Annotated in this window: 21 protein-coding genes and 3 pseudogenes; 20 read left to right on the plus strand and 4 right to left on the minus strand. The window is 67.5% G+C overall.

Annotated elements, in window-relative coordinates; genetic code table 11:
- Nucleotides 1-10: 10 nt before the first annotated feature.
- The 13 genes and pseudogenes from ABT254_RS38150 to fxsT all read left to right on the plus strand — a co-directional run bounded on the left by ABT254_RS38150 (nucleotide 11) and on the right by fxsT (nucleotide 10551).
- A complete protein-coding gene (locus ABT254_RS38150) occupies nucleotides 11-229 on the plus strand; it encodes a hypothetical protein (RefSeq protein ID WP_351480951.1) in 219 nt (72 codons plus the stop codon).
- On the plus strand, nucleotides 226-1059 hold the full coding sequence (locus ABT254_RS38155; RefSeq protein ID WP_351480953.1) for a DUF3560 domain-containing protein: 834 nt from the start codon (nucleotides 226-228) through the stop codon (nucleotides 1057-1059). The genes ABT254_RS38150 and ABT254_RS38155 overlap by 4 nt, the downstream gene beginning before the upstream one ends.
- Nucleotides 1056-1232, plus strand: a complete 177-nt coding sequence (locus tag ABT254_RS38160; protein ID WP_351480956.1) for a hypothetical protein — start codon at nucleotides 1056-1058, stop codon at nucleotides 1230-1232. Before ABT254_RS38155 ends, ABT254_RS38160 begins: the two co-directional genes overlap by 4 nt.
- Before the next feature lie 175 nt (nucleotides 1233-1407).
- Complete coding sequence (locus ABT254_RS38165) at nucleotides 1408-2202, plus strand: hypothetical protein (RefSeq protein ID WP_351480959.1); 795 nt, start codon at nucleotides 1408-1410, stop codon at nucleotides 2200-2202.
- Nucleotides 2199-2747: a hypothetical protein gene (locus ABT254_RS38170; RefSeq protein WP_351480962.1), complete on the plus strand. Its 549-nt coding sequence runs from the start codon at nucleotides 2199-2201 to the stop codon at nucleotides 2745-2747. The genes ABT254_RS38165 and ABT254_RS38170 overlap by 4 nt, the downstream gene beginning before the upstream one ends.
- Nucleotides 2748-2773: 26 nt before the next feature.
- On the plus strand, nucleotides 2774-3244 hold the full coding sequence (locus ABT254_RS38175; RefSeq protein ID WP_351480965.1) for a hypothetical protein: 471 nt from the start codon (nucleotides 2774-2776) through the stop codon (nucleotides 3242-3244).
- Nucleotides 3245-3306: 62 nt separating this feature from the next.
- Nucleotides 3307-3876, plus strand: a complete 570-nt coding sequence (locus ABT254_RS38180) for a hypothetical protein (RefSeq protein ID WP_351480967.1) — start codon at nucleotides 3307-3309, stop codon at nucleotides 3874-3876.
- 431 nt (nucleotides 3877-4307) lie between these two features.
- Nucleotides 4308-4445 carry a hypothetical protein gene (locus tag ABT254_RS38185; protein WP_351480970.1) on the plus strand — a complete coding sequence of 46 codons (138 nt, stop codon included), beginning with the start codon at nucleotides 4308-4310 and terminating at the stop codon, nucleotides 4443-4445.
- Nucleotides 4446-4658: 213 nt separating this feature from the next.
- Nucleotides 4659-5032: pseudogene (locus tag ABT254_RS38190) on the plus strand (CoA-binding protein); the annotation flags it as partial.
- Between the two features lie 170 nt (nucleotides 5033-5202).
- Nucleotides 5203-5985, plus strand: a complete 783-nt coding sequence (locus ABT254_RS38195; RefSeq protein WP_351480972.1) for a toll/interleukin-1 receptor domain-containing protein — start codon at nucleotides 5203-5205, stop codon at nucleotides 5983-5985.
- The gene (locus tag ABT254_RS38200; RefSeq protein ID WP_351480974.1) at nucleotides 5982-6854 is read left to right on the plus strand and encodes a macro domain-containing protein; all 873 of its coding nucleotides are present in this window, start codon (nucleotides 5982-5984) and stop codon (nucleotides 6852-6854) included. Before ABT254_RS38195 ends, ABT254_RS38200 begins: the two co-directional genes overlap by 4 nt.
- A 45-nt stretch (nucleotides 6855-6899) precedes the next feature.
- A complete protein-coding gene (locus ABT254_RS38205; protein WP_351480977.1) occupies nucleotides 6900-8114 on the plus strand; it encodes a TIR-like protein FxsC in 1215 nt (404 codons plus the stop codon).
- A gap of 7 nt (nucleotides 8115-8121) precedes the next feature.
- Nucleotides 8122-10551, plus strand: a complete 2430-nt coding sequence (fxsT, locus tag ABT254_RS38210; RefSeq protein ID WP_351480979.1) for an FxSxx-COOH system tetratricopeptide repeat protein — start codon at nucleotides 8122-8124, stop codon at nucleotides 10549-10551.
- A 22-nt stretch (nucleotides 10552-10573) separates the two neighbouring features.
- Here the strand turns inward: fxsT and ABT254_RS38215 are convergent.
- Together ABT254_RS38215 and ABT254_RS38220 are read right to left on the minus strand one after the other, a co-directional pair.
- Nucleotides 10574-10812: pseudogene (locus ABT254_RS38215) on the minus strand (universal stress protein); the annotation flags it as partial.
- A pseudogene (locus ABT254_RS38220) lies at nucleotides 10800-11245 on the minus strand (VWA domain-containing protein); the annotation flags it as partial. The pseudogenes ABT254_RS38215 and ABT254_RS38220, both read right to left, overlap by 13 nt.
- 147 nt (nucleotides 11246-11392) lie before the next feature.
- On the opposite strand from ABT254_RS38220, the gene ABT254_RS38225 reads away from it, so the two are divergent.
- The 6 genes from ABT254_RS38225 (at nucleotide 11393) to ABT254_RS38250 (ending at nucleotide 16268) form a co-directional block, all read left to right on the plus strand.
- The gene (locus tag ABT254_RS38225; RefSeq protein WP_351481185.1) at nucleotides 11393-11899 is read left to right on the plus strand and encodes an N-6 DNA methylase; all 507 of its coding nucleotides are present in this window, start codon (nucleotides 11393-11395) and stop codon (nucleotides 11897-11899) included.
- 96 nt (nucleotides 11900-11995) lie between these two features.
- Nucleotides 11996-12367: a hypothetical protein gene (locus ABT254_RS38230; RefSeq protein ID WP_351480982.1), complete on the plus strand. Its 372-nt coding sequence runs from the start codon at nucleotides 11996-11998 to the stop codon at nucleotides 12365-12367.
- Between the two features lie 62 nt (nucleotides 12368-12429).
- Entirely contained in the window at nucleotides 12430-13047 is a 618-nt protein-coding gene (locus tag ABT254_RS38235) for a hypothetical protein (protein ID WP_351480984.1), read from the plus strand.
- A gap of 72 nt (nucleotides 13048-13119) precedes the next feature.
- Nucleotides 13120-14742, plus strand: coding sequence for a ParB/RepB/Spo0J family partition protein (locus tag ABT254_RS38240; RefSeq protein WP_351480987.1), 1623 nt, complete (start codon nucleotides 13120-13122; stop codon nucleotides 14740-14742).
- A 91-nt stretch (nucleotides 14743-14833) separates the two neighbouring features.
- Nucleotides 14834-15436 (plus strand): hypothetical protein, encoded by a 603-nt coding sequence (locus ABT254_RS38245; RefSeq protein WP_351480990.1) that lies wholly within the window; start codon nucleotides 14834-14836, stop codon nucleotides 15434-15436.
- Nucleotides 15437-15452: 16 nt separating this feature from the next.
- Nucleotides 15453-16268, plus strand: a complete 816-nt coding sequence (locus ABT254_RS38250) for a hypothetical protein (RefSeq protein WP_351480993.1) — start codon at nucleotides 15453-15455, stop codon at nucleotides 16266-16268.
- 29 nt (nucleotides 16269-16297) lie between these two features.
- On the opposite strand, the gene ABT254_RS38255 is transcribed toward ABT254_RS38250, so the two are convergent.
- Nucleotides 16298-17938: a caspase family protein gene (locus tag ABT254_RS38255; RefSeq protein ID WP_351480996.1), complete on the minus strand. Its 1641-nt coding sequence runs from the start codon at nucleotides 17936-17938 to the stop codon at nucleotides 16298-16300.
- Between the two features lie 64 nt (nucleotides 17939-18002).
- Here ABT254_RS38255 and ABT254_RS38260 point away from each other — a divergent pair, with 64 nt between their 5' ends.
- Nucleotides 18003-18410 carry an effector-associated constant component EACC1 gene (locus ABT254_RS38260; protein WP_351480999.1) on the plus strand — a complete coding sequence of 136 codons (408 nt, stop codon included), beginning with the start codon at nucleotides 18003-18005 and terminating at the stop codon, nucleotides 18408-18410.
- A 57-nt stretch (nucleotides 18411-18467) separates the two neighbouring features.
- On the opposite strand, the gene ABT254_RS38265 is transcribed toward ABT254_RS38260, so the two are convergent.
- Complete coding sequence (locus ABT254_RS38265) at nucleotides 18468-18995, minus strand: transposase (RefSeq protein WP_351481001.1); 528 nt, start codon at nucleotides 18993-18995, stop codon at nucleotides 18468-18470.
- Between the last annotated feature and the right edge of the window lie 38 nt (nucleotides 18996-19033).

Genomic DNA, 19033 nt, shown 5'->3' on the forward strand with positions numbered 1-19033 from the left:
AGGTGACTGCGTGTGGTTGGGGTGCGGCCCCGGCCGCCACCTGTCCGACGCCCACGGTGACGCCATCGTCTTCCACATCACCAGCACCGACCCCCTGCCCGGCCACGGCACCTGGTACCAGCTCCACACCTCGCACGCCGCGGCACAGGAGATCTACGGCGGCTGGCACGCCGGTCTGGCCCTCATCCCCATCTCCCTGTCTGAACTCGCAGAAGGACCCCGACAGTGACCATCGAGATCATCCACACACGCAGCGAAGGAACCCTCATCGAGGGCAGCGTGAAGGGTGACGGCGTCTACGAAATAGTTCGCCGTCACGGCTTCCGCTATTTCCCCTCCATCGGCCAGCTCGGTATCAGGCAGTCCCGCGACCGTGCCGCCAAGAACTGGTACATCAACGCGGCCGCGGCGGCCCTGCGCGAGGCCGGCTTCGAGGTCAACGTGACGATCGACGAGGGCAACCGGCGTAGCTTTGCCGAAGCCGAGGCGGACCGTGTCGAGCGAGCCGAGGGGCGGGCCGAGCGGTTCAGCGGCTATGCCGACAATGCCGCGAGTCGCTCCGATTCCGCGTACCAGCACGGCCACCAGATCGCCGACGGCATCCCCATGGGGCAGCCGATCTTGGTCGGTCACCACTCCGAGCGCCGCGCCCGCCGCGACGTCGAGCGCATGGACCACGCGATGCGGACCAGCATCAGCGAAGGCGAGAAGGCTTCGTACTGGTCCGGACGCCAGAGGGCGGCTGAAGGGTACGAGCAGTTCCGCAAGGCGCCGCGGCGGACCCTGCGCCGCATCGAAAGGCTCCAGGCCGACCTGCGGCGCGTTCAGAGGCGGCAGCGCGAGGAGTCGGCTGAGGGCTCCGGCCGGGACGTGACCAATCCAGACACTGTGCAGGAGCTCGTGATCCGGCACGAGGAGCTCACCGAGGAAATCGCCTACTGGGAGGCGGTCATCGCCGAGGCCACGAGAAGAACGGCTTCAAGGTGTGGTCCAAGGCCGACTTCAAGAAGGGTGACTTCGTCCGCCGGGGCAAGACCTGGTTCGAAGTCCTGCGCGTGAACGCCAAGTCGGTGACCATCCCGCACATCCACAACGGCATTGGCGGGGGTGTCGTACGCGCCTCGGACAACAAGCTCGACGGCTGGACGTGGCTACTCACCTACGACGAGGTGTTCGGACGCCGTAGCGCCGAGGAGATGGAAGCCGCGCTCGCCGCCTCTCCCACCGAGTAACCCCCCCCTCCTGGCCTGGTCTTTCGCAGTTGACCCCACCTCTAGCCATAGTAGAATGACTATTAACAAGGGGGTGCTGGACAGGTTTCACCAGCACCCCCTTCACCACGCCCACAGCCGTCCGCGCTCACCGCAATCGCCGGATACGGAACGGCACTTACGAAGAAAGCACTCCATGCCCTACGACACTCAGCTCGTCGCTCCAGACCTGATCACGCTCGCCGAGCAGACCGCCGCCGCGCTCGGATCGGAATGGGCCGTTACCGGGCTGCTCGGCACGGCGATCGTGACCCACCCCCTCGGCCTGCGCTGCAGCCTCCAGACCCGTGATGGCCTGCTCAGCGTCAGCGCCTTCGTCTCCCAGGACAGCGAGCCACGCCAGCCCGCCACGCCGTTCACCGCGACCACTCCGATGGAGAACGCGAGCGGCCAGAAGGTCGCCGAGCTGATCCACAGCCACGTCTTGCCCCACTTCGGGCGCCGCGACGCCCTCGCGGCACTGCGGCTACTGAGCCTCCCGCTGCGCGATGCCCGGCTGCCCGCCATGGCGGAAGGAACAACCGCACGCTCGGAGCTCGTACTGGAGGGCGGGGACAGCACCAACCCGGCCCTCCGCATCCATATCCGCTCACCACGCCCCGGCGCCGTGAGCGTGAACGTTCAGATGAACCGGCTCACCACCGAGCAGGCCATCCGCTGCGGGCGCACTGCGCTGACCAGGCCCCCGTCCCACCTCAAAGGCGAAGCAGACCCCTTCCCGCCGGAGGTACGGGCAGTCCTCGACGCCCTCCCAGAAATCAACGGTGCACCACCGCGGGACGGATTCACGAACCTTTACCCGACACACGGGCCGCTCGAGATCCTCCACGACGCAAACGCGGCCGAACCGGGCGCGCCCTTTGCCCTGCGTACCAGCGACACCTCCATCGCCGCCGCGTACGCCGTCCTGCGCGCCTACACCGCCGCATGATCCGGCCCGAGGACACCGCGACCGTGATCAGCAAGACACCCCTGACGGGGACCGTCGACGGAGCCATAGGTGATGAGCTCGGCACCTATCTTTCCGGGCTGGGGCCCACGTTCCGCAACGTCACCTCCGCCGCTCTCGCTGTCGCCCGCATCGACGAGCTCGGCTGGGCGCCGCTCGGCGGGTATCCGGGCAGCGACGTGTTGTGGCCCGTCGCCTGCCTGATGTGCGGCAAGCCCGTCCTGCGCTTCTACAGCCATCTGCGCCGCGCACGCCCCGCGATGCGCCATCGCGGCTGCGTCCCGCAGGACCAGCACGCGTATCTACTCACGGCACTATCCGCGCACATCGCAGACACCTGCCCGTGCCGGCGGGGACACGCCACCACCGTGGACGACGTGGCCCAGGCCTTCGAGGGCCTGCAGCGCGCCGTCCGCAGGGACGACCACGGCCAGGTCGACGCCCACGTGAGGGCTCTCACCGGCCCCTGCCCCGCCACAGCGGCCCGCGCTGACGCCATCCGCGCCCTACAGCGCGCATCGAAGTAACCGCTACAGAATAGGAGTTGCCTCACATGAGTGAGTACGAGCGCGGTGATCGCGTCGCCGTCCTCTATCTCTCGAAGACGAACGGAACGTGCCTGGCGTACAACCGCACCGTTATTGACGTCGAACCGCACGCTGAGCACGGCCAGCGCGTCTGGGTGAACATGCCGCATGACGCCTCGGACGGCAGTCCGCACGACTTCTTCGCCGACGACGGCGAGGGCATCTGGCCCATGGAGGACGAGCCGGTCGAAGACCAGCTCCCCGTGCGGCTGACCGCGAACCTCGACTGGTACATCGCGGCTGCCGCACCCGACTCCAGCCGCCTGACGTGGCCGTCAGGCCGGGTACACCTGCCGGTCCGGGTTCCCTTCACCGACAAGGCCCGCGCCCTGCACGCCCGCATGGCCTGCCACTACCTCCACCAACTGCGCGCCGTCGACCCGCGCGCTTTCGAGAACTGGGTGGCCCAGCACAAGGCCACGCCGGTGCCCCAGTAAACGTGCCGCCCGAACACAGGCACCAGACAGAACAGCGCGACCAGCAAGGAGAACGAACGCACATGCGGGGCCTATGGAAAGTGACGTACACCCACCCGGAGCACACCAGGACGACGTGGAACTACCTGATTCCCGTGTGGGATGCCCGGACCGAGAACGCGGCACGGGAGCGCGCCCAGGCGAAGCACTATGCGAATGCAGCCCACTTCGGAGCGCGGATACGGGCGGACGACACCTCTGAACTTGAGGTGCTGAACGTGATGTTCAAGCCCGCAGTGCTCTCACGTGAGCGGGCGGCGGCCTGGATCGCGCTGCAGCAGAACGGAGCGATCACCGAGCGGGGGTGGGCGCTGTCGTACGAGCGCGGGGAGCGCCGTCGTGACGAGGCGTGGCGCACCGAGGTTGGCGAGATGCACGAGAGTCTGCGTGAACGCGCCCACGGTTTCGGGGAGTCGGTCGCCGAGATCCTGCAGTCGCCGGAGGCGGCAGCATCGGCCGCCTGGGCTGTCGAGGCGCACACCGACCGCTTCGGGCGGGTCTGGTGGGACAAAGCCCGGGCGGAGATCCACAAGGCTGGGCTGTCCTGGCTGTGGCAGACCCCGTACGGTATGACCTGGATCGATCAAGCCTGATCCCCCTCCTGAGCTGGACTTTCGCGCTTGACCCCACCCCTAACAATAGTAGAATTAACTATCAAGGGTGAGGGAAGCCCGGACTCCCCGCCCGAAGCACCCTCAGCACCGCCACCCGCCCCTTCCGGGGCGGGTCGCCTTATGTCCAACTCCACTCACAGAAGGCAGCTCCGCCGTGACCCAGCAACTCGACCTGTTCGCAGAGATCACCGCCGACCCCGAGCCGATACCCGCCACCTTCACCGCGGCACCGAAGCCCGCACGCTCCACGCCTTCGGCACCGTCACCGAAGCTGGCGCCGCCGGCCGCACCTTCTGCTCCGCACGCCCGGCGGGCGCCTCGCCCGCACCCCGTGCGCGATCCGCACCGGGACGCCCTGGAGATCGGCGAAGCGGTGGCCGAGTGGTGGCACAACCGGCACGGCCATCGAGGTGCCGATCGGCGTCGTCGCCGCCCTCGCGCTCATCCGCGAGAAGGACCCGAACGGCCCGGATCTCAAGACGCAGATCCTCGCCCAGGACGGCCCGCAGCTGATCGAGATGCTGCGGGAGTTCTGGTCGATGCACTGAATGCAGGTCCGGGCGTCGGTGATTCGCAGCACGGGGTGAGCGTAGGCGCGAGCCCGCCGAAACGCAGTCCGGACGACGACATTCCGAACAAGCCGACCCCACCCTTCCGCCGCGCGGGGAATCGAGAACGACCGTTCGCTGTTGCTGTTGCCGCACGCAGTGTCAGTCCACCCAGCGTCCGACACCCAGCACCCACGGCCCCAGGAGAAGGCCATGTACGGCGACCCCCGCCACGATCCGCAAGATCCTCACGGAACTCGGCGACACCTGGGCCGTCGTCGGGCTGTCCAACAACCAGCGACGTCCTCCGGCGCCACGGCAAGCGCGTCGTCCCCGTGCACCCCAAGGCGGAGACCGTGCACGGCGAGCAGGGTTACGCCTCCCTCGCCGACATCCCGTTCCCCGTGGACGTGGTCGACGTCTTCGTGAACAGCGACCTCGCCAGCCCCGTGGCCGACGAAGCGGTCCGTGTCGGCGCGAAGGCCGTGTGGTTCCAATTGGACGTCATCGATACGGAGGCGTACGACCGGACCCGTGCGGCCGGGCTGGACATGGTCATGGACCGCTGCCCGGCCATCGAGATCCCCGCCTGGGCTGACGGCCGCCCCGTCACCCATCGGCCACCGCGCTTCCCCCTGGCCTCTTCCGTTCCGGTCACTCCCGACCGGCACATCTGCCACGATCAGCGGACGTGAAAACCGGGAACACTGGTAGGCGGGAACACTGGTAGGCATGATCGCTACTACGGGGGGCCGCGGTGTCCACACTCAAGGTGTTCGTGAGCTGGTCCGGCAAACCATCGCAGCAGTGCGCGCTGCTGCTGCGCGAGATACTGCCCGCGTTCAACACCCTCATCGAGCCCTTCGTGTCGTCGGAGGACATCGCCAAGGGCGACCGGGGCTTCGACGTGATCGCCGGGCGGCTCGCGGGGTCGCGGTTCGGCATCGTCTGCGTCACTCCGGAGAATCGCCGCACACCGTGGATCAGCTTCGAGGCCGGTGCGCTCTCGAAGGAGTTGGGCGGCCCGAGACTCGCCCCGTTGCTGCTGTTCGGCACGACGGTGGCGGATCTGGTGGGCACACCGCTGACCCAGTTCCAGGCCACGACGGCGGACGCGCCGCAGGAAGTGCTGCATCTGATCAAGACCGTCAACGGACTGTGCGAGGTGCCGCAGAAGGACCAGGTCATCGAGGAACTCTTCGAGATGTACTGGCCCAAGCTGCACGAGGGTCTGGCGCGGATCGCCCCTGAGGCGGAGGCCGCCGAAGGCGCTGACGGGTCAGCGGACAAGCCGTCCGCGGAGGACATCCAGAATCAGATGCTGTCCCTTCTGCTCCGGCAGGCCGACCAGATCACCGACCTGGAGCGGCTGGTGAGAACGATCGCCCGTATGAACACATTCGAGCAGGTGGTGGCCGAGGTCGGCGCGGAGCGGGCGAACGACCTGCGCAGGTCCGGGATTCTGTTCGACGGGATGTTCCCCGATCTCGGTCAACGGGACTCCGACGGCGGACGGGACGGCAGGGCTCAGCCGCGATGACCGGTCTCCTCCGGCGGCTGCGCATGCTGATCGGCACACGGCATGGTCTGGCCCTACTCGGACGCAACTGGGCGGTGCAGTTCGGTCTGTTGGCGGGTGCCGCACAGCTCTTCTTGGCCTTGTGGCCGGACGCCGATCTTCCCGGCTGGCCCACGTTCCTCGGTATCGCGGGCCTGGCCGCGCTGATCGCGACCTTGATCTCGCTCCCCCGCAACCGGATCAGCCGTGACTTCACGCATCCCGAGGTCACGGTCACGGTCGAGGTCGGCGACCTGTTCGACCACGACTGCCATCTGGTCATCGGCTTCACCGACACCTTCGACACGGACACCGCCGACGAGTCCCTCGTCCAGCGCCGCAGTGTCCAGGGGCAGTTCCTGCACCGGGTGTACGACGGTGATGTCGCCGCCCTCGACATCCGCCTCGCCGAGGCCCTCGCGGAGGTGGCACCGGTGCGCACGGAGAGCCGTACGGCGAAACGCGTCGGGAAACTGGAACGGTACCCCGTGGGCACGGTGGCCGTGGTCAAGGGCTCCGGCCGCGCCTACTTCTGCACAGCGTACGGACGCATGAACAACGACCTGATGGTCAGCTGTGGCACGGAACAGCTGTGGCAGAGCCTCGCGGCGCTCTGGGACGCCGTCCGCCGCCACGGCCACCGCGACGAGGTCGCCATGCCCATCGTCGGCTCTGATCTCGCCCGTATCAACAACATGGACCACGCGAGCTTGCTGAAGCTGCTCCTGCTGTCGTTCGTGGCCCATTCACGAGCCCAGGGCGTGTGCGGATCACTGACCGTCGTCGTGCGACCATTGGACTACTACCGTATCGACATGCTCGAACTCGGTGTCTTTCTGCGGTCGTTGTGAGGGGAGGGACAGGAGCGGATGGGACAGGAGCGGTCGGCTGGCAGAGTGCCGTACTTCTTCCTCAGCTATGCCCACACGCCAAGCAACGACGCGGGCGTCGCCGACCCCAACATCTGGGTGCGGAAGCTGTACGACGGGCTGTGCGAGCACATCATGGAGCTGACCGACCTCCCCCGGGGGGCCAAGGTCGGGTTCATGGACCAGGGCATGCAGGTGGGCACCAAGTGGACCGACGAGCTGTCGATGAACCTGGCGCTCTGCAAGGTGTTCGTGCCGCTGTACTCGCCGCGGTACTTCATCAGTGAGCAGTGCGGCCGCGAATGGTGGGCCTTCTCCCAGCGCCAGGTCAACCAGCGGGCGCGCGGCAACGCACCTCGGGAGAACGCGATCATCCCGGCGTTGTGGGTGCCCGTGGAGCCGGCTCAGATGCCCCAGGTGGCACGAGACCTGCAGTTCGACCATGCCGTGTTCGGGCAGGACTACGCGGACGAGGGCTTCTACGGGTTGACCAAGCTGCGCTACCTCCGGGACGCGTACGAGCGGGCCGTGTACAGGCTGGCCAAACAGATCGTGCGGGTGGCCAGGGAGACCGATCTGGACGAGGGCCGGATCTCCAAGGCCTACGAGTCGCAGCCCACCGCGTTCGGCTCCTGGACGCATCCGTCGGAGTTCGACATATCGGTGCTCGCCTGCACCCGTTCGGAACTGCCGCCCGGCCGCCGACCGGACTACTACGGGGACCGTCCGCACGACTGGAACCCGTACCACCCGCAGTCAACCCTGCCGCTCGGTGACTACGCGGCCGACCTCGTGCGCACCATGGACTACAAGGTGAACCTCGGGGCGCTCGACGACAACGCCCGCATGCTCCGCTCGAGCGCGCAGGCACCGGGAATTCTGTTCGTCGACCCTTGGGTGCTGCGCATTCCGAGGTATCGCGAGCTGCTGTCGAAGATAGACCGGGAAGCGCCTTCCTCGGTGACCGTGGTGGTGCCGTGGAACCGGCAGGACCCCGGGAACCACACCGACGGAGGGCCGGGACCGGCCGAGTTGGAGGGCGTCATGCCACGCCTCCTCAGGCTCGGTCGATCCGCCTCCCGTACCTCGGTCGGCGGAGTCGGAACTCTGGAGGCGCTGCCGGAGATCCTGCTTCTGGTAGTGCGCCATGTCGTCGACGAGTTCTGGGAGAATGCTGGCAAGTACCCTCCTGAAGGTCCTCCTCTAGTCCCTCCACGCCTGCGCGGCCCGGTTCTGGATTAGGCCGCCGATGACCAGTCACCACAACGGGCGGATCATCACCTTCTACTCCTACAAGGGCGGCGTGGGCCGCACCATGGCCCTGGCCAACGTCGCCTGGATACTCGCCGCCAACGGACACCGAGTGCTCGCTTCGGACTGGGACCTGGAGACACCGGGTGGGCTGCCGCGCTACTACAGGCCCTTCCTCCCCCGGGACGCCCTGGGCTCCACGGGCCTGATCGACCACTTCACCGACTTCACCGACGCACTGCGCCGCCCGGGACGCCCCGATGAGGAGTTCTATCTGCGGCACGCCGGCGTCGAGCACGCCATGTCCGTGGAGTGGACCTTCCCCGGGTCGGGGCGGCTCAACTGCCTGTCCGCCGGGCGACAGGACCGTAATTACCACGCCACGCTCGCGTCGTTCCGCTGGGAGGAACTCGACGCCCGCTTCCTCGGCGCCCTCAGGGAACGCTGGCGGAGCGAGTACGACTACGTGCTGATCGACAGCCGCTCGGGCATGGGCAGCGCGGTCGACATCTGCATACGCGAACTGCCCGACATCCTGGTCAGTTGCTTCACCCTCAACGACCAGAGCATCGACGGCGCGGCGCTCACCGCCCGCCATGTCGCCCGCAACGCCCCGAGCCGGGATGTGCGCATCCTGCCGCTGCTGATGCGGGTCAACGAACAACAGACGGACGCCTTCACCGCCGGGCGGGAACTGGCCAGGTCGCGGTTCGCCGATGTGCCGCACGGGCTGTCCCCGGACTCGCTGCGCCGCTACTGGGCGGAGAACCACATCCCGCACCGCACGGGTTACGAGCACGAGGAGGTGCTGGCGACCTTCAAGGACGCGCCGGGTGATCCGGACAGTCTCCTGACCTCGTACGAGCGGCTGACCTCGGCGATCACCGGAGGCCGGGTCACACGGTTGCCGGCGCTCGACGAGAGTCTGCGGCAGTACCACCTCGGGTCGTTCGTGCGGCCCCTGTCGCCTGAGGCGACGCCGCTGATCCTGTCCTCAGTGTCGCGCGACCGCATGTGGGCCGACTGGGTGCGCTGGGTGCTGTCCAGCGCCGGTTTCCAGGTCGATTCGCCGTCCTTCGGCACGGACCGACAAGGCGGGGCGGCGGCTCGTACGGTCATGCTGGTGTCGTCGGCGTACCTAAAGTCGTCCCGGTCACGGACGGACTGGCCCTCTGGCGACACCGGGCAGGCGCCAGTGCTGCTGCGGATCGACGACCGGGTCGAACTTCCGGAGCCGTACTCCCGGCACACTCCGTTGGACCTCACCGGCCTGGACGCCGAGTCGGCGCGGGCGGCGGTCCTGGAGGCGGTGGGAAGCCGCAGCCGGGAACAGCGGACCGGCCCGGGGCCCGGCTTCCCGAACAGACGTCCGGCCGTCTGGCATGCCCCGCCCCGCAACCCCCGCTTCGTCGGCCGGGACCGTCAACTCGACGATTTGCACGACGCGTTGGCGGCCTATCGACGGGTGGTGGTACATGCGGCGGAGCTGGGCATGGGCCGTCGGCAGCTGGCAGTCGAGTACCTCCACCGGTTCCGCGCGGACTACGACCTCGTGTGGTGGGTTCCTGCCATCACTCGAAGCCCCGCCGCCACGGCGCTGGCCCGCCTCGCCCGCCATCTGGACCTGCCCACCGCGGACGGCAACGACGCGGCGGCCCGGCGCGCGCTCTCCGCGCTGCAGGCGGGTACGCCGTACAACCGATGGCTACTGGTGTACGACAACGCCACGACCCCGGACGCTCTCACCAAGCTCCTGCCCTCGGGCCCGGGTCGCATACTGCTCACCGTGCGTGACACACAATGGGAGAAGCTGGGCCACCCACTGATCCACCTCAAAGAGCTGCTCCCAAGGGAAAGCGTGGAACTACTGCTCGGCCGGGTGCCGTCGCTGGGGCCGGACCTGGCGGACCATCTGGCCACGGCGCTCGGGGACATGCCTCCGCTCGCGCTGGACCAGGCCGGTGCGTGGCTCGCCGAGATGGGGACGGCGGACGCGGTAGAGGAGTACCTGGCGCAGCTGGGGCACGGCGGCAACGGCGCGGGCCCCGGCGGCTCCGGTGCGGGCTCGTCGGAAGGTCCGGCCCGGCTAGCGGAGGCGGCTCTGCGGAAGAGATCCCCGGCCGCGCACCGGCTGCTCCAGCTATGCTGCTGCTTCGCTCCTCAGTCGCTGCCGCTGACCGCGCTACGTACCGACGCCGCCCTCGCCGCGCTCCGCCCCTACGATGACGCCCTCGACGAGATGTCCGGGCTGGACGCCCTCGTCACGGAGCTGACCCGGCTGTGTCTGGCCGAGGCCGACCCCTCGGGCAACGCCCTGCGCGTCCACCGTCTCGTGCAGCGGATCGTGCTGGACGAACTCCCGCAGAACGAGAAGGACATCGCGCTCAACGACGTGCACGACATCCTCATCGCGGCGTCCTCGGAGTAGGCCTGTCTGTCGCCGGAGGCGCTCAGCCGTGCGCGACCACCGCCACAGGTGCGGCCGCGTGGTGGAGTACGGCGTGGGTAACCGGGCCGATGTGGGGCCCAGCAGGGAGTGGCGGACACGACGGCCCACGACCACCAGGGACGCGTCGTGGGAGGCGTCGATCAGATGGTCCGCGGGTTTGCCGGGGCGGGCCTCCTCGACGGCCTCGACCTCCGGGAATCGTTCGCGCCAGGGGTCCAGCGCCTTCGTCAGGGCGAGGGCGGTGCGTTCGCGCATCGCGGTGTCCAGATCGTGTCGACGATCTCGGCGTACACGGGGACCGCCGAGTCGCCGGTGCCCCATTGGGCGGGGGACTCCGGGTTGAGCCAGTGGACGCGGCGGGCTCGGGCGGCGATACGGCGCAGGGCGTCCGCGTTGGCGGCGAAGCCGTTGGTGCGGGCGTCCCCGACGACGATCACCGAAGTACGCGGGCCCACCGCGTCGAGGTATCGTCGGCGAACTCGCCCAGCGCCGCCCCGTAGTCGCTGCTGCCGTGCCACCCGCTGATCGCGGCCTCCTCCGCGATTCGGCGGCCGAACCCGGCGGGGTCGGCCTCACCCGTGGTGACGAGGTGGGTGACCTCGTCAACCCGGTTGACGAACGCGTACACCCGCACCTTGCTGAGCTGGTCCCGCAGCGCCTGCACCAGCAGCACGAGTGGCTAAACGACGAGGCCGACGAGTACCGCATTCAGGCGGTGCGGGCCGTTGCCGAAACGGCCCTGAAGCGCGGCTTGTTCGACCTGACCGCACACAAGGACCCGTTCCTGCGCTCGGCGACGGACGTCCTGTCGTCCGTGATGATGTGCCTGCTCTCCCACGGTGCCTGGCAGGGGCTCGGCGAATATCACATCCCGGCGCCGGTGGCCGATGCCATGGCCGACACGCTTGCCGCCGGGCAGGTCATGGACATCAGCCTCGCGATCAACGCGCCGCACGGCGGCGAGCACATCCACGATCCGTGCGCGGGCAGCGGGGGGCTCCTGCGCTCGGCCACCCAGCACCTTCGCGAACGCGGGCACGACCCTGCGGACTTCCAGTGGTCGATGGTCGACATCGACCCGATCGCCGCCGCGTGCTGCGCCGTGAACGCGATGGCCTGGAAGCTCAGCCCGCGGGTGACCGTCGCATGCGCGGACACACTGGCCAACCCGAACGCCGTCGCTGATGCAATGCAGGAGGCGCGCGCCGTCTTCGAGCACCGCGACGAGGTGGTAGGCAAGGCTCGGATCATCGCCACCCTACGCCAGCCCGAGCATCTGATGGATGCATGCCCTCTCGCCTGCAGCGTAGACCCACCCCCCTTCTGACCTGCACAGACACAGTTGACTCACCCCTTATGAATAGTAGAATTAACTTAGAAGTCGAGGGGGTCACCTCACCAACTACACGCCAGAAGGGCCGTCATGCCCGACACCATTCATGCCCTGCTCGTCGCCGTCGACGGCACGATCACCGACCTGCACCTGAGCGCCACCGACACCGCCCAGCGCACGCAGATCCAACAGGCACTCGTCGACAACGCCGAGGCCCTGCGCTACGTGCGCCGCCCGGACGGCTCGCACACCGCCGCCCTGGCCGCCGAAACTCGCGACGGTCGGCCCCCGAACCTGCACGCGGCCATCGCCTTGCACTTCCTCCTCGGCGAGGGCCTGATCGCCGACATTCAAGGTCCCGTGATCTTCGCAGGCTTCAACCAGGAAGGCGCGCTCACCAACCTGTCCGAGGATGCCGTGCGCACCATCCGCACCGCCTCCGTCCTCCCCGCCGTCCGCTGAATACCCACACGGCAGCCCTCAACTCCCTTTACCCGAACGCCTCGTGAAGCAGGAGCACTCTTTTGAGCAGCACAACCATCGCCGATCCCGATGTCGTAGACCTCACCGACCCGGAGTCGGCGGACTCCGAGGCACCGGAGCCGGCCGTCCTCAGCGAGGTCGACCTCTACCTGCTGGGCAAGCTCATCGCCGAGGCCATCGCCGACAGATGGAGCGAGGACCCTGAGGACCACCCGGCGGGCTTCGCGGACAGGTCGATCCGCCTCGTCCACCCCGACGGCCGGTCCATCGGCATCCATCACCTGCGGCAGGGCCGGGCCGTGCAGACCTTCGCAGTCGGCGGCCCCGCCCCCGAGCAGGCGCCAGACTCCGACGATGCGGCCGGTGAGAACACCCGGCTGCCCAAGGGAGTGCGGTACAGCACCGGGGTCCGCTTCACCACGACCTCGCCGCTGGAGGAGATCCTCACCGCGATCCGCACTGTGCTGCAGCCCGCCTTCGACGGGACTCGTCTACGACTGCGTGCCAACGGCACGCCGATCCCTCCGGCCGTCCAGTCTCCGGCCGAAGACAGCACCGACGCCCCGGCCGCGAAACCCAAGACCAAGCCGAAGAGCACAGCTCGCCGCTCCACCTCGGCCAAGCGCACGACCAAGCGCCGCACCCCGGCAGCAGCCTGAGCCTGCTCCTGCCCCACATCAGGCGGGCGCACTTCATCTCGCGCCCGCCCCATCACTTGAAGGACCACCACCATGAGCACCACCACCGACGCACGCCCGGAAGCCGTCGAGGGATTCACCGGCCGCTTCGTCTGGGTCGATCCTCACGACCTTGTTGTCGACCCGTACAACCACCGCAAGGACCGCACCGAAACGGACGACGAGGACACCACCCAGCCCGACCCTGAACTCCAGGCCAGCGTCGATGAACTCGGTGTCCTCACCCCGCTCGTCCTGCGCCCGCAGGAAGGCGAACATGAGGGAAAGCTCGGGATCATCTTCGGGCAGCGCCGCAACAACGCCGCCCTGGCCGCCGCGAAGAAGGCCCAGGCGAAGAAGAAGCCGTACCGGCTCGTTCCCGCGATCGTCCGAGACGACCTTGCAGGGGTGGACGATGCGGCACTGACGGTGTCGTTCATCGAGAACAAGCACCGCCGCCAGGCCACCGTCCGCGACGACATCGAAGCCGCCCGGCAGCTCTCCCTCATGAACATCCCCAAGGCCCGCAAGATGCGCAACGCGCGCGCCATGGGCTTCAAGCCCGCCGAACTCGGCGCCGCCAGCAAAGCCGCCCAACTCTCCGACGCGTCGCTCGCCGAGGCGATCGAGGAAGACTTCAACCTCATCGAACTGGCAGAGTTCCAGGAAGTCGAAAGCGTCGAGGACGCCCTGTGGACCCTGACACGGGCCAAGGCGCGCGACCGGCGGGAGAACAACACCAAGCGCGGCCACTGGAAGCACGCCCTGGCTGGTCTGCGCGCCGAGAAGGAACTCACCGACAAGTGCGCCCAGCAGGCCGCCGAGTTGACCTCTGCGGAGGTCACGGTCGTCGACTGGCGCTGGAACTGGTCCGCCACCAGCACGAGGCCGCTCACGGACCTCCTCACCGAGGACGGCGCCCCGCAGACCACGCAGACCCACCACGCCTGCCCCAGTCACGCGGCCTGCGTCTCCCCGAACGACGCCGAGGTGATCTGGCTGTGCACCGCCTGGCACCGCCACGGCCACCCGCTCACCGCCGAGGCCGCCCAGAAGGACACCGCTCAGGCAGGCCCGGACAAGGAGGCGGCCAAAGCGGAGCGGCGCCTGGTCATCGCGAACAACAAGGCGTGGAGGCAGGCCCGCGAGGTCCGCGCGGACTTCATCAAGGACCTGTGCCAGCAGCCCGAGGCGAGCACCCGCGTGTGGCCGCTGATCCTCTCGATGATCACCGGCACCAGCTACGCGTACGAGAACTACGTCAGCCGTAAGAGGACCGACCTGACCGCACGCTTCCTCGGCGTCGAGGACCCCAACGAGGGCAACAGCCAGTGGACTCGGGTAGACGACCCGTTCGGCGCGGTCATCTCACGCACCAGCCCAGCGCGCTCCTGGAGGGTCCTGCTCGCCCACGTCGCTGGCGCCTACGAGGTGGAGCACATGGACGACGCCGCCTGGCGCAACCGCATCAACGAGCAGACCGTCGCGTGGCTGACGTTCCTGCAGGCGGAGGGTTACGCGCTGAGCACCATCGAAGCGGAGACCGTGGCCAAGGGCCGCGCCCAGCAGGAGGAAGAGAAGGCCGGCGCTCGGGAAGACGACGAGTCGGAGCAGAACGAGGACTCCGAGGACCTTGAGGACAGCCGGGCGCACGAGCCGGTGGCGGCCGCAGCCTGACGCCCTCCGGCGGGAGGCTCCCACCACGGGCCTCCCGCCGGCCTCCAGCCCACCGTCGCCCCTCCTCCCACCGATTCGAAGGAACCGCTCCATGCGCACTGCTCGCTCCGCGCTCGGCTACACCCGCATCCTGGCTGCCCTGCTCGGGCCCGGCTGGACAGCAGACAGCTGCGGGCACAGCGACCTCGCCCTCCTCAACGGCCCCGCTATGTCACTGGAAGTTGCCACCCCGACGCCAGTACGCGCGTCCGGCGCCGTCAAGGTCTCCCTGTCTCATACGCACGCCTTCGTCTGGCCCCGCCGCAGCGACCACCGCCACGAAGTGATCGGCACGATCAAAGATCCGCAGGCCGTCGCCGGCGCCATCCTCACCACGGGCCTGCCCGCGTGGACCAGACTCCTCGCCGACCTCAGCGTGCGCACCGACCGTACGCTCAGCGCACTCAAGGCGTTCATGACCACGGCTGAGCAACTGGCCGGCCCCGAGGCACAGGTGGCCTACGGGTCCGTGCCCGGCGTCGCAGATCTGCGCTGGCCCGGTGGCAGGGCCACCATCCACGCCTACGACCAAGGCAGCATCCGCATCGCCCACCTCGACCTGTCCGACCTGACCGCCAGCACCTTCGTGAACGTGCTCCGCACCGTGACCGGCACCGAAGTCCTCGCCCCCGCTGCCAGCACCACCGCTTCCTGAACGGCACAAGACACCCATGAAGATCAACCGCCGCAAGGCCACCTGGTACCCGAAAGTCTCCAAGCACCACTCGCAGGCCGTCACGACCAGCGGCGCCTGGACCGTACGCGCCGAAGAGGACGAGCTGATCCCCACTGAATTCGCCCAGCGCAACCCGCACATCGTCGCCCCTCTTCCCGACGAGCAGGATTACGTGCGCTACCTCCGTCTGCACACCGTCCACAACGGCCGTGAACTGATCACCGAAATGACTCCCGGCTACGCCGAGGACCTCGGATACGCGCTCATCGACAAAGGCGCACGGACCAGGGTGGCCAACTACGAGCAGCAGGACGGCTTCACCACCGACCGAGAACCATGGGAGACGGCGGTCGCCTCCCACAAGAGGGCACAGACCGCTGCCGTCGACCGGGCGGTGGAACTCATCCAGATGGTGTGGCCCGCACTGCAGGCCCGCTACGGCAACATCCTCAGCTTCGACAGCAAGGTGCTCGGCCGCTGGTACATCGTGGTCGACAACGAGGGGGTGACCGCGAGGGTCGAAGCCGCACAGGTGCCGGCTCGGGCATGGGGCACGTTCGTCGAGGCGGCCATGGATCGCACCTGGTTTCAGAAGGGGCGCTTTCACGGTGCCGAGGACTGGGCGCGTGCCAGGCCAGGGCACTACGAGGCGCAGTCGCTGCGGGCCCAGTACAGCGACCGCCTTCACGTCGGCGCCGACAGGCAGGCCATTGAACTGGTGCTGTTCAGCAGCGAGGTCCGCAAGCTCGCCCGCGGGCTCGCCCTGATGCTTGCCGCCGTCGAACGGCATTCGGGCAGCATGGAGGCCTAGGTGCTGGGCTCTGCCGTTCTCACGCTTCGTCACGTGTTGCGGCGGTCGACGATGCGCAGCGGTCGCTGAACTGCGTCCGCGAAGGCGCCGAGAAGCGTGAGCAGTGTGCGAGACGCCAGAGAGGGATTTCCCTGAGCGGGCCGAGTGCCGTCACCGAGTGCGGCACTCATCAGAGCAAGACCAGCGCCGTACAGGGTCAAGCCAGGGAGGTCGCCATGGATTGCATAGCTCATCACGGCTGGAAGCAGCGTGAGCGCGCTGACGGATCCGAGCACCCAGTCGGTGGCGCGACGGAACCAGAGCCACAGCATGGCGGCACAGATGATCCATTGGACGACTGGCAGGCCGTCAAACTTATCGAAACCCAGATCCTGCGGTGAAGTGAATGTTCCGAGCAATGACACCACGGCACCGGAGAGGAACATTGTGTCGTGGAGCCGGCGGGCGATCGATGCGAAGAAGAGGAAGCCCATGGTGCTCTGCAGCATGGTCTGTTCCCAGTAGCTCAGGTGCATGACGAACGCGGAGACAAGCCACAGGAGGCCGAATGCGAGTCCGAGGGTGAAGCGCATGCCCTTGAGCGTTCGACGCAACCACGAGGAATCGGAGGTGAAAGATTCACCTGTGCTGACTACGGCGAGCAGGAGCGCCGCAAGACCGCAGATCTGAAAGAATGGTTCATTGTCCTCGTATGGAGTTAAATCGCCATATGTAAAGGGGTCGTTGATCCAGGCCCTCCATGCGAGCCAGGAGAACAACCCCACCAGCAAACTCGAGACGAGGGTCATTCTCCAGGGACGCCGGTCGCCCAATGATGGACCGTCCGCTTTTGGGCTGGCGGGGATGATGCCGGGAAACCGTTGCGACAGGATCCTAGACAGTTGTGAAGTCTGCTGCACTTGCGAATCGGGTTGCCCCGGGTTGTGTGCCGCGCCCGCCTCGTCTGCGTGATGGGCGGGGCGTTTGGCGATGATCTCGTCCCCCACTCCCTTGAGTGAGGACTGCGGCTTCGGCATGCCTTCCGGAATGATGTCCAGAGTGTGGCTGTACACGTCCCTCACTGCGACCGAGTTGGCGTGCGGCGACCGCGGCGACGCCTCTCTCAATGCTTCAACGAGTGCACGGGTGAAGGGGCTTGGGCTGCCGTGCTTCTCCGCGTCGCGTGCTGGTTCGGTGGCGCCGGATGCCGTGATGACGAAACGACCTTTGCCGTTGCCGTCGAGCATCCCGGGAGTGACGTTCGAGGTGTCTCCCTTGAAGGCTCCGGAATGGCAGCAGTCGAGGATCACGATGCGGCTGCGTGCTGGAGAACTGTCCAGCATGTCCGTGAGATCCTCACCCGAGAAGCTGGTCGATCTCAGTTCGTGGAGTGCGGTGTTGCGGGCACAGAGGTGAACATTCGCCCGCCCCTTCTTCCCATGTCCGCTGTAGTAGAACAGAAGCACGTCGTCAGGGCTGCAGCCACCGAAGAACCTCTCGGTCGTTCGGGAGATCTCATCCTTGTCCGCATCGAACAGCACTTCGACGTTCTCGGGTGTGAAGAGTCCCGTCTCGGGGTCTGTGAGAGCAGACCACATCGCCAGCCCGTCCCGTACCGGCCCGTTCAGCCTTGGCAAGCGCATCGGTTCGAGTGGAAAGACTGCATTGCATACCAGCAAGGCCCGGTACATGGCACTCCCGCCCCCCTATGATCGGCTCAGCGTACTCGCATGGCGAGGGGGAGAGGGGCGAGTGATGTCGAGCATTGAGCTGGTTGTCCAGTTGGCTGTGGAGGGGGTCGATCCCGATCATCCGTTGGTCGAACAGGCTCAGGCCGAGTTCCGGGAAGACGCCGACGACGTAGCCGGTCTCCTTGTCGAGGAGCGCGTCGCTCCCGTCGCAGGACACAAGGGTGCGCTGACCGAGCTGGCACTCCTCTTCACGTCATCCCGTGCCGGCTCCGCCGTAATCAACCTGATCAAGGTTTGGCTGGAGCGGGATCAGAAGCGGTCGGTCGAAGTAACGGTGACCAAACCTGGTGAGCAGCCTTTCATCGTGCGGGCTTCCGGCGAGAAGATCTCGCTTAGTGTCCTCGAGGAGAGCCTGAAGGCTGCGGTGCAGGGAGCAGCACAACCGACGCCTCCCGGATCTAGCGGAAACTGAGCAGGCGCGCGGGAGCGTGAATGCAGCGCCGCCGTGGAACGGCTAGTGCTGGATTCCTCAAACGGTGTACACATATCGGCGCCGTAGTAGGCGAGTTGGTGGTGTGGGTCTGCCCCAGATCCAGGGCCGGGCTCGGGTGTTGAGCTGGGATGTTGCGAGATGGGTGGCTTGCTCAATCTCGGGTGGGCCTGCGAAGGACTGCCCGGCGAGGGCGGCCTTGCGGAAGATGAGCCAACAGCCTTCCTGGAGGTTGAGCCAGCAAGCGCCGACGGGGATGAAGACGTGCCGGATTCTGGGTTGGTCCTCCAGCCAGGTCCGGGTCGAAAGGCTGTTGTGTGAGGAGAGGTTGTCGGTCACGACGTAGATGTCACCAGCGGGATTGACTGCCTCGACTTTCTGAAGAAACCGCTGGTAGAAGGCGCTGTTGCGGGAGGAGGCGATCATGGTGACCTCGTATCCGTCCCGCACTCGCAGAGCGCCGTAGACCCAGTTCTTTTCCGGCCCACGGCTGCAGTCGACCTCGGACTTGATGCGATGGCCGTCCGGCGACCAGCCCGGCGCCGGCGGGAACGTGCGTGGGATCACCGGTCCCAGCTCGTCGGCGCAGGCGACCGTCGCACCCT

Origin of the sequence: Streptomyces sp. NPDC001137 (assembly GCF_040298885.1) — a bacterium.
In the GTDB taxonomy this organism is placed as follows: domain Bacteria; phylum Actinomycetota; class Actinomycetes; order Streptomycetales; family Streptomycetaceae; genus Streptomyces.

Coding starts and splice junctions, on each gene's coding strand:
- ABT254_RS38165 (WP_351480959.1), top strand. CDS start 1,408: ATGCCCTACGACACTCAGCTCGTCGCTCCAGACCTGATCACGCTCGCC.
- ABT254_RS38170 (WP_351480962.1), top strand. CDS start 2,199: ATGATCCGGCCCGAGGACACCGCGACCGTGATCAGCAAGACACCCCTG.
- ABT254_RS38175 (WP_351480965.1), top strand. CDS start 2,774: ATGAGTGAGTACGAGCGCGGTGATCGCGTCGCCGTCCTCTATCTCTCG.
- ABT254_RS38180 (WP_351480967.1), top strand. CDS start 3,307: ATGCGGGGCCTATGGAAAGTGACGTACACCCACCCGGAGCACACCAGG.
- ABT254_RS38200 (WP_351480974.1), top strand. CDS start 5,982: ATGACCGGTCTCCTCCGGCGGCTGCGCATGCTGATCGGCACACGGCAT.
- fxsT (WP_351480979.1), top strand. CDS start 8,122: ATGACCAGTCACCACAACGGGCGGATCATCACCTTCTACTCCTACAAG.
- ABT254_RS38225 (WP_351481185.1), top strand. CDS start 11,393: ATGTGCCTGCTCTCCCACGGTGCCTGGCAGGGGCTCGGCGAATATCAC.
- ABT254_RS38230 (WP_351480982.1), top strand. CDS start 11,996: ATGCCCGACACCATTCATGCCCTGCTCGTCGCCGTCGACGGCACGATC.
- ABT254_RS38240 (WP_351480987.1), top strand. CDS start 13,120: ATGAGCACCACCACCGACGCACGCCCGGAAGCCGTCGAGGGATTCACC.
- ABT254_RS38245 (WP_351480990.1), top strand. CDS start 14,834: ATGCGCACTGCTCGCTCCGCGCTCGGCTACACCCGCATCCTGGCTGCC.
- ABT254_RS38250 (WP_351480993.1), top strand. CDS start 15,453: ATGAAGATCAACCGCCGCAAGGCCACCTGGTACCCGAAAGTCTCCAAG.
- ABT254_RS38255 (WP_351480996.1), bottom strand. CDS start 17,938: ATGTACCGGGCCTTGCTGGTATGCAATGCAGTCTTTCCACTCGAACCG.
- ABT254_RS38260 (WP_351480999.1), top strand. CDS start 18,003: ATGTCGAGCATTGAGCTGGTTGTCCAGTTGGCTGTGGAGGGGGTCGAT.